The following is a 13,230-nucleotide window of genomic DNA, read 5'->3' on the forward strand; positions in this document are numbered from 1 at the left end:
CCTCAGTATATCCCTTTGATGCCGAAAATCACCCGCAAGCTCCCCGCCAGCGCGAAGTCCAGTCCTGCAAAGAAGGTTGTAGCGAAAGCGGTGAAGGCGCCTGCGAAGAAGATAGCCAAGCCGAAGCCCACCAAGCTGAAACCCATCAAGTTGAGGCCTTGGACCAAAGCCCAGGTCCATGAAGCCTTCTCGCGCTTCCGCAAGGCCAATCCCGAGCCCAAGGGCGAGCTCGAACATCTCAATCCCTACACATTGCTGGTTGCAGTGGTGTTGTCCGCGCAGGCGACTGACGCCGGCGTCAACAAGGCAACACGTGCGCTGTTTCCCATCGCCGATACACCGCAGAAAATGATTGATCTCGGCGAAGAGACGGTGCGGGACTATATCAAGACCATCGGCCTCTATCGCACCAAGGCGAAGAACGTCATCGCGCTGTCGGAAAAGCTGATCCGCGAATTCGGCGGCGTCGTGCCGCGCACCCGCGCCGAAATCGAGTCACTGCCGGGCGCCGGGCGCAAGACCGCCAATGTCGTGCTCAACATGGCGTTTGGCGAGCACACGATGGCTGTGGACACCCATGTCTTTCGCGTCGGCAATCGCACCAACATGGCGCCGGGCAAGAACGTGCTGGACGTCGAACTCGAATTGGAGCGCGTGATCCCGCAGGAGTTCATGCTGCATGCCCATCATTGGCTGATCCTGCACGGCCGCTATACGTGCCTCGCGCGCAAGCCGCGCTGCGAGGTATGTCTGATCAACGATCTGTGCCAGTGGCCGGAGAAGACCGTGGTCTAGGCGGCCGGCATCTTCGTCACGCGACCTGGCTCGATCAGCTCCGGTCGTGGTCCGCTCAACCGCTTGTGCATATGGACCATGAAGGTCATGCCGAACAGCGGCGTGGCCAGGTTGACGATCGGGATCGAGACGAAGGCTGCGATGAACAGCCCGGCGGTGAACACCGTCGCCGCATGCTGCTTGCGCATCGCCTTGGCGTCCGCCGGCGAGCGGAACCGCATGGCGGCCAGCTCGAAATATTCGCGGCCGAGCAACCAGGCTGTGGCGATGAAAAAGACAACGAACCCAATGCCGGCGAAGAATACGAAGGGTAGTGCGATCAGATAGACCGCGATGGTCAGCAGCGCGGTCTTGCCACCTTCGGTAATGGCGAGCCCGAACGGCAATGCGACGCCGACCCGCTCCGCGGGATAGTGCTCGCGCTCGACGATATCGGCGACATCATCGACGAACACGCTGGCAACCAGTGACGTGATCGCCGGCATGAGAAAGATTGCGCCGACGACGACGCCGAGACCGGCGGCAATCGACAAGATCCAGGACAGCACGTTAATCATCGTGTGGTAGTCCGACCCGATAGCACTTTCGGCCCAGACGCCGCCCGAAGTGGCAGCCCAGTTCAACAGCCGCTGCATGCCGACCGCCAGGACGGTGATTAAAACCAGGGCAAGTCCGATCGACTTCCACAGGATGCTGCGCATCGGTGGTGAAAGAATTTGCGATAGCGCCTTGGCGGCAGCGACAAGCATCCGATTTTCTCCTTGCAATCACGAAGACGTAACCCTTGCGAAGTTGTCAGACAAGTGCAGCGCAGCATCGACTTCTTCACTGGACGGATAAATAGAAAGAGGTAGTCTCAAGAAAAACAATCATCAGGGAGGACGACGTCTTGATCACCAAGGGTACCCGTGCGCTTGTTTTCGCCACTGCCGCTTCCGGCTTGTTTCTGACCGCAGCGCCTGCCTTCGCGCAGCAAAGCATCACCGTCTGGTTCAGCAAGGGGTTTTATAAATCCGAAGATGAATCACTGCTGGCGGCGATCAAGAAGTTCGAAGACAAAACCAAGATCAAGGTCGAACTCTCGCAATATGCCATTCAGGACATGATCCCGAAGACCGTGGCCGCGCTGGATTCCGGCACGCCGCCGGATGTCGCCTATGCCGACACCTACGATGTGCAGGCATCCGGCAAATGGGCCTTCGAAGGCAAGCTGGAAGATATCACCGACATCCTGAAGCCGATGATGGATAAATTCGCGCCGAACACGGTCGAGACGGCCTATCTGATGAACGGCCAGACCAAGAAGAAAGCCTATTACGGCTTTCCGCTGAAGCAACAGTCGATGCATGTGGAGATCTGGAGCGATCTGCTCGAGCAGGCCGGCTTCAAGGTCAGCGATATTCCCAAGGACTGGAAGGGTTATTGGTCGTTCTGGTGCGACAAGGTCCAGCCGGCCTATCGCAAGGCGTCAGGCAGCCGTGCCTATGGTGTCGGCCAGCCGATGGGCGTGGAGTCCACGGACTCGCTGCAGTCGTTCTACACCTTCATGGATGCCTATAACGTCAAGCTGGTGGACGATGACGGCAAGCTTCTGGTGGACGACCCCAAGGTCAAGGAAGGCCTGATCGGTGCGCTCAGGGACTATACCGACACCTATATCAAGGGCTGCACGCCGCCATCCTCGACGACGTGGAAGGACCCCGACAACAATGTCGCCTTCCATAACAAGAGCATCATCATGACCCACAACTTCACGATTTCGATCGCGGCGAAGTGGTTCGAGGATTCGCAAAACCAGACGTTGACACCAGAGCAACGCGCGGCCGGCAAGAAGGCCTATGAAGAGACGATCGTCACGGCATCGTTCCCGCTGAAGCCGGACGGCACGCCGATCAAGTATCGCTCAGACGTGAAGACGGGGATGATCTTCTCGCAGTCGAAGAACAAGGCGGGCGCCAAGGAATTCGTCAAGTTCCTGATGGAAGAAGAAAACCTTGGCCCCTATGTCGAAGGTGCGCTAGGTCGCTGGTTCCCGGTGACCAAGGCCGGACAGGCAAGCCCGTTCTGGCAGGCCGACAAGCATCGCAAAGCGGTCTACACCCAATTCACGGGAGGCACCTCGTCGTTCGATTTCGTGAAGAACTACAAGTTCACGATACTCAATAACGAGAACGTCTGGGCTAAGGCGATGAACCGCGTGGTCAGCGAGAAGGTGCCGGTCGAGAAGGCCGTCGATGAGTTGATCGCCCGCATCAAGGAAATCGCGGGTTAGTCCGAGACAAAGCCGGCCGCCCTCGCGGCCGGCTTTTGCAATGGTGTACAGCATGGCCACGATCACCTATCCCGCTCCCGCCGATACGCTGCCACGCCGGCCATGGTCGGCCCGCCTGACGACGCCGCAGGTCTGGGGCGTCGTGATGATCGCGCCCTATCTGCTCGTGTTCGCCGCCTTCGTGGTCTATCCGATCGGTTATGGCTTGTGGCTGGCGCGGCACCCGGCGAGTTACGTCGCGCTCTATAACGATCCGGTATTCGCGCGCGCCGTCGTCAACACGCTGATCTTCCTGATTATCGGCATCAATGTGAAGATGCTGATCGCTCTCTTTCTGTCCGGCTTCTTCGTGCAGTCACGGACATGGATACGCTGGCTGTCGGTACTGTTCATCCTGCCTTGGGCGGTGCCGTCGATCCCGACCATCCTGTCGGTGCGCTTCATGTTCAATCCCGAATGGGGCGTGATCAATAATCTGATCTTCAAGTTTACTGGCGAGGATGGGCCCAACTGGCTGAACGATCCCGCTATCGGCCTGACGCTGGCGATCATGGTCCACATCTGGAAGTCGCTGCCGTTCTGGACGCTGATCCTGATGACAGGACGTCTGGCGATCTCGACGGACATGTTCGAAGCCGCCGATGTGGACGGCGCCAGCTGGTGGCAGAAATTCCGTTTCATCACCTGGCCGTCGATGCAGACACTGTATCTCACCTGCACGCTGCTTTCGATGATCTGGACGCTCGGTGACTTCAACAGCGTCTATCTGTTGACCGGAGGCGGGCCAGCCGATCTCACTCATGTTCTGTCTACATTGGGGATTCGCTATCTCCGCCTCGATCAGCTCGACATGTCGATGGCATCGATCGTTTGCGCGATGCCGCTTGTGCTGCCGCTGGTCTATTTCATGATGAAACGGCTCTCTCGATGAAGAGGTTCACCCGATGAGAGTGCCAACGCTACGAGAGGTCGGCACCGAAGCGCGACTGTTGTTGATTGGCATTCCCGTGCTGATCTGGACGCTGATTCCGATCTATCACATGTTCCTGTTCGCGATCTCGCCGAAGCAGGATGCCTTCGCGGGAAAGCTGTGGCCCGACCATCCAACGCTGAACAATTTCAGAATCGTGTTCAATCAGCAGCATTATTTCCTGCGCGATTTTTGGGCGCAGTTCCTGAACTCAGTCGTCATCGCGGTGGCGGTCGGTGCGCTGACGCTGGTGATTGCGACATCGGCGGCCTTTGCGATCAGTCGCCTGCGCGTCCGCGGCGGCCGAACGGTGATGAACATGGCGCTGTTCACCTATTTCATTCCCGCCGCATTCCTCGCTGTGCCAATGTATCGCACCATGGGCAATTACGGCCTGCTCAACAATCACTGGTCGCTGATCCTGGCGATGGTGACCATTGCTTCGCCCTATGCGATCTGGGTGCTCAAGCAGGCGTCCGACAAGCTGCCGCTCGAGCTCGACGAAGCCGCTATCATGGATGGCGCGACGCCGCTGCAACTGTTTCGCATGGTCTATGTGCCGCTGATGTTGCCATCGCTGGTCGCGATCGGGACCTATGCGCTGCTGCTCGCCTGGAACGAATATCTCTACGCCTTCCTGCTGCTGTCCAAGGATACCGAGATCACGCTACCCGTCGCGCTCGGCAACTTCCTGGCCGCTGATGACTCGCCCTGGGAATTGCTGATGACGACGGGCTTTATTTACGCGCTCCCACCAGCCGCAGTGTATTACGCCTTCCGGCGCTACATGGTCGGCGGACTCACAGCGGGCGCGGTCAAGTCTTGAAGTGGCGGATCAGGCGATAAGCCTGATCCGAGGCCTGCTCACGTCTTCGTCAGCCACTTCCGCTTCCGTGTCAGTCGTCTCAGGAATGAGCGTCGGCGTGCCGAAGACGTCCGGAAATGGATCGAAAGTGCCCGCCACCTCCCGGAGCGGCTTTTGTTTGTCGGCCCAATGCAATGCCGTGTAGTCGAATCCGAGTTCGATGGTCGGCTTCACCACTTCGAAATAGGGCGAGATATCGAAATCCCTGGGCATATAGAGCGATGAATCGCGGATGTGCAGAATCTCGCGACGGGCCTGGCGGCTACCGGCGCGGGTGATTTTCGGCAGAATCGGATAGCGCACGGCATCGAAAGCCTGCGCGATCAATGCCGAGCAGATGATCTTGGTGGGATCGCCGGAGCCGAACGCGATCATGCGCCGCCGCCAGCGCTGCGGTATTGGCAGCGGGATCAGGAAGCGCATCAGGTCGAGAATGTTCTTGGTGTCGTAACCAAAGCCAATCCGGTTGATGGCGTAGCGACACACAGTGGTGCGGTCCTCGTAGGACAGACCCACCGGGCGGCACAGGCGGGTGTGGAACGGATAATATTTCGACAGCGGTGCCGAGGTGACACCTTCGCCGATATTGGCCTCGATCAGCACATGCGGCTCGCCGTTCGGCTCTGCAGCACCATCGATTGGGCCGACATAGAGCGCGGCATGCGACCAGGTCGATTGCGTGAGATATTTGATGATGCCGGAGACGCGGTTGTTGCCTTCGACCAGCAGCACGTCACCTTCCTCGATGATACCGCGCAGGCGTTCGGGGTCGCTCGGCGTGAATGGCTCGTAGCCGGGCAGCTCCTTCTGCAGATATTTCGCGATCAGTTTCCCGACCGTATCGAGCATGAGGCCCATGATCGTGACTCCCCCAGCGCGGTTCATGTCGACCGCTTTCCCTGGCTCCATCATGGTCGAGAGCCATTGCAATTTGGTTCATGCCCGCGCGGCGCTGGTGACGATTCATTCACCACGACGGTTGCCGCACACCCTCGAATACGGCAAGGTTCGCGAGACGTTCTCATGCATCATAAAATTTCGGAAACCATGTCATGACGATTTCACGCCGAGATTTCCTGTCGGCGTCCGCAGCATTGACACTTGTGCCGCTGTTCGGCGCAAGGACATTGGCCGCGTCGCTGCCGCGGGATGCTGACATTGTCGTGATTGGCGCAGGCGCTGCGGGCATCGCTGCGGCGCGTCGTATCCAGGCAGCCAATCGCAAGGTGATCGTGGTCGAGGCCTCCAGCCGGATTGGCGGACGGTGCATGACAGACGCGACAAGTTTCGACGCCCCGTTCGATCGCGGCGCGCGCTGGCTGCACACGCCGGAAACCAACGCAGTGGTGAAGCTTGCCCGGCCGGTGGGAATTGATGTCGCGCCATCGCCGCCGAGCCAGAAGCTGCGTATCGGCCGTCGTAATGCCCGCGCCGGCGAGACCGAGGAATTGCTCGCTGCGGTCGTGCGGGCCAATCGCGCCATCGACGAAGCAGCGCGCCGTGCCGACATCTCCTGCGCCGCGGCGCTGCCGAAGGATCTCGGGGACTGGGCGGGCACGATCGATTTCGTGCTCGGGGCCTATGCGACCGGCAAGGACCTCAAGGATCTCTCGACGCTGGATCTTTCGCGCGCGCAGGATCGCGCCATCGATGTTGCCACGCGCCAGGGGCTCGGGGCATTGATGGGCAAGCTCGGCGAGGCCGTTCCGGTGGCGCTGTCGACCCCTGCGACGCGCGTGACTTGGAGCGGACGCGACATCGGCGTTGAGACGGCGTCAGGGCGCATTGCGGCGCGGGCGGTGATCATCACCGCATCAAGCAATGTGTTGTCGTCGGGGACAATCAAGTTCACGCCGGAACTGCCAAAGCGGCAGCTCGACGCGGCGGCAAAACTCAGCCTCGGCAGCTATGACCGTATCGCGCTACAGTTTACTGGCAATCCGCTCGGGCTGGGTCGCGATGAGCTGATGGTCGAGCAAAGCACGAGCACACGTACCGGTGCACTGTTTGCGAATATTGGCGGGTCATCGCTGTGTACCGTCGATGTCGCGGGCGCATTCGGCCGCGACCTTGCAACTCAGGGCGAGGCCGCGATGGTGGCTTTCGCCGTTGAATGGCTGACGAAGCTGTTCGGCTCCGATATCAAACCGGCGATCAAGCGTTCTGCAACGACGCGCTGGGATACGATGCCATTCGTGCTCGGAGCCATGTCGGGGGCCGCACCGGGTGGCCAGGCCTCGCGCCGCGTATTGGCTGAGCCTATGGGCAATCTGTTCCTTGCCGGCGAAGCCACGCACGAAACATTGTGGGGCACGGTCGATGGCGCATGGGAAAGCGGCGAGCGCGCAGCAGAGGCGGCGCTCAAGAAGATCGGCGCAATGAAAGAGCCGGAACCAGACAAGCCGGTGCGGACGAAGCAGCGGCGGCAGCGGTCGAGCGGAGCGGGGTTGGAGTAGCCGCGACGTGAGGCTGCTATTGGCGCTACACCGGTAGCGCCAGCTGCATCAGATCTTTGGCCACGATGATCTTGCCGGAAAAATTCTTTCGCACGCCCGAGATCCAGTCCTCGTCGGTGACTTCGGGATCGTCGCCCGGCACGAAGTGGCTGAGCACCAGCACCTTCACGCCAGCCGCGGCGGCGATGCGGCCGACATCCTCGGTGGTGGTATGGCTTTCCATCAAATGTTTTTTCAGCGTCGCGCCGTTCTTCGTCTTGATCACCAGCCGGTCAACAGCGGGCACGTAAAGTGCCTCATGCACCAGCACGTCCGCTCCCTTGGCGAACTCTGCTAGCCTCGGGTTGTAGGCGGTGTCGCTGGAGAACACGATGACACCGTCGGGCGTCTCGAATTTGTAGGCGAAGCTGTCGACGATCGGCGGATGCGGAGTGCGAAACGCTGTCACCTTGACGTCGGCGGTCTGCAGCACCACGCCATCCTCCGCGATATCCTTGGCAACGAGCAACGGCCGCGGATCGGGGCGGCCTTCATCTTCGATGCGGGTATCAACGTCGAATTTGTTCAACTCCCAGTAAGTCCGGGTCATTGCCTCGATGCCCTTGGGACCAAACGAGTGGATCGGCGTCGAGAGACCTGCGGCCCAAGCATTGTAGAACAAGTTGCCGTATTCCAGATTGTGATCGGAATGGTGGTGGCTGATGAAGATATACTTCACCGAGGGAAGCGGCACGCCGGCATTGACCAGTTGCCGGCTGACGCCCATGCCGCAATCGATCACGAATGGCGTGTCGTTGACCACAACGAGATTGGCGGGATTGGATGCACCGACGCCGACGCGCGGGCCGCCCTTGGTGCCGAGAAATATGATCCTGGTGTGCGGTTTTGCTGGCGTCTGCGCCAGCGCGGGGCGCGCCGCGAAGAGCATGGCGCCGGCAGCGGCGAACTTCAGCATGTCGCGGCGATCGATCATGGTCTTCTCCCGTTGTTCTTGAATTGGAGAGACCCTAGCGCCGCGGCGGCTGGCGCCGCAAGTCACGCAAGCGTCAGTGAAATATCCCGTCGAACAGCGGCAGGCTGATCAGCGCCGAGACGGCGATCAGCGCGTAACAGATCTTGCGGAACAGCTCGTCGCTGGCCTTGCCGAACAGTTTCGAACCGAGCCAGAGGCCGAGACCGAATAGTGGTCCGGTAATCACCGCGAGACCGAGAATGGCGGAACTCCACAATCCGCCGATCGTGTAGCTGATGATGATCAGCACATCGGCGACGGCGAAATACAGGATGATATTTGCGCGGGTGACGGCTGCGACTGCCGCATCTCGCAGCCAATACATCACTATGGGCGGGCCGCCGAGTTGCGCCAAGCCGCCGAAGAACCCGGCGAGACCGCCGACGCTGACAGTCACCGGTACGGTCGGCTTACCAGGATAGCGCCAGCCGGAGATCAGTAGCGTCAGCATCGTGACGATCAGTAAGACGATGCCCCAGCGAACAGTCAGCGGATCGGCCCAGGCCAAGGCCATCGTGCCAAGTGGCACGCCAATAAGTGCGCCCAGCGAAATGATGCTGACGTCGCGCCTGTCGGCTCGTCTTGCGGCGTTCGGGATCAGCGTCAGCGTGGTCGAGAAGTCGATCAGCAGCAGCAACGGCGACGCGACCTGCGCGCCGGCCACGCTTGAGGCGAGCGGCATGAAGATCAGCGCCGAACCGAAGCCCGAAAATCCGCGGGCCAGTCCGGCGATGAAGGCGGTGACGGTGATAAAAACGAGCGACGTGGTCGAATACTGGACCAGGCCGAGTGATTCCATCATGCGCGCAACGTGCCGCCCGTCTTCTTCGTTACTTCCGCCACGATCTTCGCTGCCACCGCATCAATTTCCTGATCGGTCAGGGTCTTCTCGCGCGGCTGCATGGTCACGGCGATGGCGACGGACTTCTTGTCGTCGTCGATGCCCTTGCCTTCGTAGACGTCGAACACCGTCACATCGGTGACCAGCTTCTTGTCCACGCCGGCTGCCGCACGGAGAATGTCACCGGACCTGACCTTGCGATCGACGATGAAGGCGAAGTCGCGTGACACAGGCTGGAACGCCGAGAGCTCCAAAGTCGGTTTGGCGCGGGTCGCCTTCTGCTTGGCGTCGGGAATACGATCAAGGATCACTTCGAACGCCATCAACGGGCCGTCGGCACCGAGTGCTTCGAGCGTGCGCGGGTGCAGCTCGCCGAAATGACCGAGGACGTTCTGCGGACCGATCTGGATCGTGCCGGACCGGCCGGGATGCAGCCAATTCGCGCCACCGGCGACGATCTGCAGCGCCTGCATCGGTGCGCCCGCGGCTGCGAGAACTGCAAAGGCATCGGCCTTGGCGTCGAGCGCGTTCGCAGCGCTGGCGCCTGACCAGTGACGGCCGTTGCCCGCCGACGAGGCGAGACCACGCCGGACGCCGGATGCAGCCATGAACTGATCCTGCGGGCGATCGCCGCGGAAGATCTGGCCGACTTCGAACAGCGCGAGGTCAGACGAGCCGCGATGCGCATTGGCCTGAGCGGCCGCGATCAGTCCGGGCAACAGGCTGGGCCGCATGTCGGAGAGGTCGGAGGCGATCGGATTGGCCAGCGCCAGTTCCGGCGCGCCGCCGCCGAACACTTCGGCATGTGGCTTCGAGATGAACGACCACGTCACCGCTTCGACGAGCCCACGTGCTGCCAATCCACGCTTGGCGCGGCGGGTACGCTGCTGGATCTGGGTGAGCACCGGCTTGCGCGGGGCATCGCCGCGTGGGAACGGCGTCATCGGCACCTTGTCGACGCCGAAGATGCGCATGACTTCTTCGACGATGTCAGCCTTGCCGGTCACATCGCTACGCCAGGACGGCACCGCGACCTTCACCATAGGACCACTGCCGGCCACCATGAAGCCGAGATGCGTCAGGATGCGTCGCATCTCCGGGAAAGGCACGTCGATGGCGGCGAGGCGCTTCACCTCGGCAATCGGGAAGTCGATGATGCGGTCGTCGCCGTAAGGCTTTCCGACCACGATGCTTTCCGACGGTGTGCCGCCGCATAGTTCCATCACCAGCTTGGTTGCCAGTTCGAGACCGGGCACCATGAAGACCGGATCGACGCCGCGCTCGAACCGATAGCGCGCGTCGGAATTGATGCCGAGCCTGCGACCGGTCTGCGCGATGTTAATCTCGTTCCACAGCGCGGATTCGATCAGCACATCGGTGGTCTCTTCCGAACAGCCCGACGCTTCGCCGCCCATGATGCCGGCGAGCGATTCCACACCGTTGTCATCGGCGATGACGCAGGCTTTGCTGTCGAGCGTGTAGGTCTTGCCGTCGAGCGCGAGCAGCGTCTCGCCGTCACGTGCGCGGCGGACAACGATGTCACCCTTTACCTTGGACGCATCGAACACATGCAGCGGGCGCGCGCGGTCGAATGTCAGGAAGTTGGTGATGTCGACCAGCGCATTGATCGGACGCAGACCTATCGAGGTAAGCTTCTTCTGCAGCCACTCGGGCGACGGGCCGTTCTTGACGCCGCGCACGAGACGCAGCGCGAAGCCGGGGCACAGCTTGGCGTCTTCGACGGTGACTTTCACCGGGCAGGGGAATTCGCCCTTGATCGGCTTGATGCCGGGATTCTTGAACACGCCCATGTCGGCCGCGGCGAGATCGCGCGCGATGCCGGACACACCAGTGCAGTCCTGACGATTAGGCGTCAGATTGATCTCGATGACGGGATCGCCGAGCTTGGCCCAATCGGGATAGATCGCGCCGACGGGTGCATCGGCGGGCAGTTCGATGATGCCGTCGATATTTTCCGGCAGGCCGAGTTCACCTGCCGAGCACAGCATGCCCTGGCTTTCGACACCGCGGATATTGCCAAGACCGATGGTGAAATCCTTGCCCGGGATGAACGTGCCGGGCCTGGCGAGAACGGTCTTCAGTCCCGCGCGTGCGTTCGGCGCGCCGCAGACGATCTGCAACGGTTTGTCATCGCCGGCATTGACGGTGCAGACGCGCAGGCGGTCGGCATTGGGATGCTGCTCGGCCGTGACGATCTCGGCGATCGTGAACGGCTTCAGGAGCTTCGCCTTGTCGTCGATATGCTCGACCTCAAGCCCGATCATGGTGAGCTTGTCGGTCAGCGTCTCGAGCGACTCGTCAGTCTCGAGATGATCTTTCAGCCAGGAGAGGGAGAATTTCACGTGCTCAGTCCTCCGGCCAGCGTCGGTACTTCAAGCGGCTTGAAGCCATAGTGATTGAGCCAGCGCACATCGCTTTCGAAGAGCTGACGCAGGTCGGCCATGCCGTATTTCAGCATTGCGATACGGTCGATGCCCATGCCCCAGGCGAAGCCCTGATACACGTCGGGATCGATGCCGCAGGCGCGTAGCACATTCGGATGCACCATGCCGCAGCCGAGAATCTCGAGCCAGTCTTCGCCTTCGCCGAAGCGGATCTCGTTCTTGTCGCGGCGGCACTGGATATCGACTTCCAGCGACGGCTCCGTGAACGGGAAGAACGACGGACGGAAGCGCATATTGACGTTATCGACCTCGAAGAAAGCCTTGCAGAATTCGTGCAGGATCCATTTGAGGTGGCCGAGATGCGAACCCTTGTCGATGACCAGGCCTTCGACCTGATGGAACATCGGCGTGTGGGTCTGATCGCTATCGCTGCGATAGGTGCGGCCCGGACAGATCACGCGGATCGGCGGTTGCTGGCTCAGCATGGTACGAACCTGCACCGGTGATGTGTGCGTGCGCAGCAGCAGACGCGAGCTGTCTTCCTTCGGATTGAAGTAGAAGGTGTCGTGCATCTCGCGGGCCGGGTGGCCCTCGGGGAAGTTGAGCTTGGTGAAATTGTAGTCGTCGGTTTCGATATCCGGACCTTCGGCGACGGCGAAGCCCATATCGGCAAAGATCGTCGTCAGTTCGTCCCAGGTCTGGCTCAGCGGATGGATGCGGCCGAGTTCAGCGGGGCCATCGCGCAGCGGCAGCGTGACGTCGATGGTCTCGGACGCGAGGCGTGCATCGAGTGCGGCGGACTTCAACACATCGCGGCGCGCGGTCATCGCCTGCGTGACGGCATCCTTGGCGAGGTTGATCGCAGCGCCTTCGGTCTTGCGTTCTTCCGGCGACATCTTGCCGAGCGTGGCGAGCAGCGCGGAGATCGAACCCTTCTTGCCGAGCGCGCCGACGCGCACCGCTTCGAGCGCGGCTTCGTCTGAGGCATTGGCAATGTCGGCCAAAATAGTCTGTTGGAGCGTCGTCAGATCGGACATCAAGCAACCTCGATGAGAGAGGCGGGCGCCTCTTGCTGTCTGCGCGTCCGACGGAAGGCCGGGCACCAGCTTCTACAGCACGGGTATCACAGGGATTAAGACGTCAATGGCCGGGACAGGAGCGCGTGAACGCTTCTGCCCGGCCATGACAATGTCGATGAATACGCGGAGCTTGGAGAGCTCAGGCCGCCAGTGCGGCCTTTGCTGGCTTAGGCTGCGAGTGCAGCTTTGGCCTTCTCAGCAATCGCGTTGAACGCCGCCGGCTCGTTGATCGCGAGATCCGAGAGCACCTTGCGGTCGACCGTCACGCCGGACTTGGCGAGACCGTTGATAAACACGCTGTAGGTCATGCCGAGCGGACGGACGGCAGCGTTGAGACGCTGGATCCAGAGCGCGCGGAACGTACGCTTCTTGCGCTTGCGATCGCGGAACGCATATTGGCCGGCCTTGTCGACGGCGGCCTTTGCGGCGCGGATCGTGTTCTTGCGGCGACCACGGAAACCCTTGGCGGCCTTGTAGACTTTCTTATGCTTGGCGTGAGCCGTCACACCGCGTTTTACGCGAGCCATGACTGATC

The 13,230-nt window shown here is 61.0% G+C and carries 12 protein-coding genes; 5 read left to right on the top strand and 7 right to left on the bottom strand.

Going from position 1 to position 13,230, the window contains the following annotated elements; translation table 11 throughout:
• Positions 1–18: 18 nt before the first annotated feature.
• Entirely contained in the window at positions 19–795 is a 777-nt protein-coding gene (gene nth / locus RSO67_RS17975; protein ID WP_315839966.1) for an endonuclease III, read from the top strand.
• Here the strand turns inward: nth and RSO67_RS17980 are convergent.
• Positions 792–1,544: a sulfate transporter family protein gene (locus RSO67_RS17980; RefSeq protein WP_315839967.1), complete on the bottom strand. Its 753-nt coding sequence runs from the start codon at positions 1,542–1,544 to the stop codon at positions 792–794. The genes nth and RSO67_RS17980 overlap by 4 nt on opposite strands.
• Positions 1,545–1,684: 140 nt before the next feature.
• Between RSO67_RS17980 and RSO67_RS17985 the strand changes: the two genes are divergently transcribed.
• Genes RSO67_RS17985 through RSO67_RS17995 form a run of 3 tightly spaced genes read left to right on the top strand, consistent with a single transcriptional unit; the run spans position 1,685 to position 4,863 of the window.
• Complete coding sequence (locus RSO67_RS17985) at positions 1,685–3,067, top strand: ABC transporter substrate-binding protein (RefSeq protein WP_093757839.1); 1,383 nt, start codon at positions 1,685–1,687, stop codon at positions 3,065–3,067.
• A 52-nt stretch (positions 3,068–3,119) separates the two neighbouring features.
• Positions 3,120–3,998: a carbohydrate ABC transporter permease gene (locus RSO67_RS17990; RefSeq protein ID WP_089263663.1), complete on the top strand. Its 879-nt coding sequence runs from the start codon at positions 3,120–3,122 to the stop codon at positions 3,996–3,998.
• A 13-nt stretch (positions 3,999–4,011) separates the two neighbouring features.
• Positions 4,012–4,863, top strand: coding sequence for a carbohydrate ABC transporter permease (locus RSO67_RS17995; protein WP_068730277.1), 852 nt, complete (start codon positions 4,012–4,014; stop codon positions 4,861–4,863).
• A 9-nt stretch (positions 4,864–4,872) separates the two neighbouring features.
• On the opposite strand, the gene RSO67_RS18000 is transcribed toward RSO67_RS17995, so the two are convergent.
• Positions 4,873–5,760: a YiiX/YebB-like N1pC/P60 family cysteine hydrolase gene (locus RSO67_RS18000; RefSeq protein WP_120287707.1), complete on the bottom strand. Its 888-nt coding sequence runs from the start codon at positions 5,758–5,760 to the stop codon at positions 4,873–4,875.
• 194 nt (positions 5,761–5,954) lie between these two features.
• On the opposite strand from RSO67_RS18000, the gene RSO67_RS18005 reads away from it, so the two are divergent.
• On the top strand, positions 5,955–7,358 hold the full coding sequence (locus RSO67_RS18005; protein WP_120287708.1) for a flavin monoamine oxidase family protein: 1,404 nt from the start codon (positions 5,955–5,957) through the stop codon (positions 7,356–7,358).
• Between the two features lie 25 nt (positions 7,359–7,383).
• Here the strand turns inward: RSO67_RS18005 and RSO67_RS18010 are convergent, their stop codons facing one another.
• The 5 genes from RSO67_RS18010 to rplT form a co-directional block, all read right to left on the bottom strand.
• Positions 7,384–8,331, bottom strand: a complete 948-nt coding sequence (locus tag RSO67_RS18010) for an MBL fold metallo-hydrolase (protein ID WP_315839968.1) — start codon at positions 8,329–8,331, stop codon at positions 7,384–7,386.
• A gap of 73 nt (positions 8,332–8,404) precedes the next feature.
• Positions 8,405–9,172 carry a sulfite exporter TauE/SafE family protein gene (locus RSO67_RS18015; RefSeq protein WP_315839969.1) on the bottom strand — a complete coding sequence of 256 codons (768 nt, stop codon included), beginning with the start codon at positions 9,170–9,172 and terminating at the stop codon, positions 8,405–8,407.
• Positions 9,169–11,574 (bottom strand): phenylalanine--tRNA ligase subunit beta, encoded by a 2,406-nt coding sequence (pheT, locus tag RSO67_RS18020; RefSeq protein ID WP_315839970.1) that lies wholly within the window; start codon positions 11,572–11,574, stop codon positions 9,169–9,171. The genes RSO67_RS18015 and pheT overlap by 4 nt, the downstream gene beginning before the upstream one ends.
• Positions 11,571–12,653 (bottom strand): phenylalanine--tRNA ligase subunit alpha, encoded by a 1,083-nt coding sequence (pheS, locus tag RSO67_RS18025; protein ID WP_315839971.1) that lies wholly within the window; start codon positions 12,651–12,653, stop codon positions 11,571–11,573. The genes pheT and pheS overlap by 4 nt, the downstream gene beginning before the upstream one ends.
• 209 nt (positions 12,654–12,862) lie before the next feature.
• Positions 12,863–13,222: a 50S ribosomal protein L20 gene (gene rplT / locus RSO67_RS18030; protein ID WP_068730282.1), complete on the bottom strand. Its 360-nt coding sequence runs from the start codon at positions 13,220–13,222 to the stop codon at positions 12,863–12,865.
• Positions 13,223–13,230 lie beyond the last annotated feature (8 nt).

The sequence above is a fragment of the Tardiphaga sp. 709 genome (assembly GCF_032401055.1).
Taxonomy (GTDB): domain Bacteria; phylum Pseudomonadota; class Alphaproteobacteria; order Rhizobiales; family Xanthobacteraceae; genus Tardiphaga.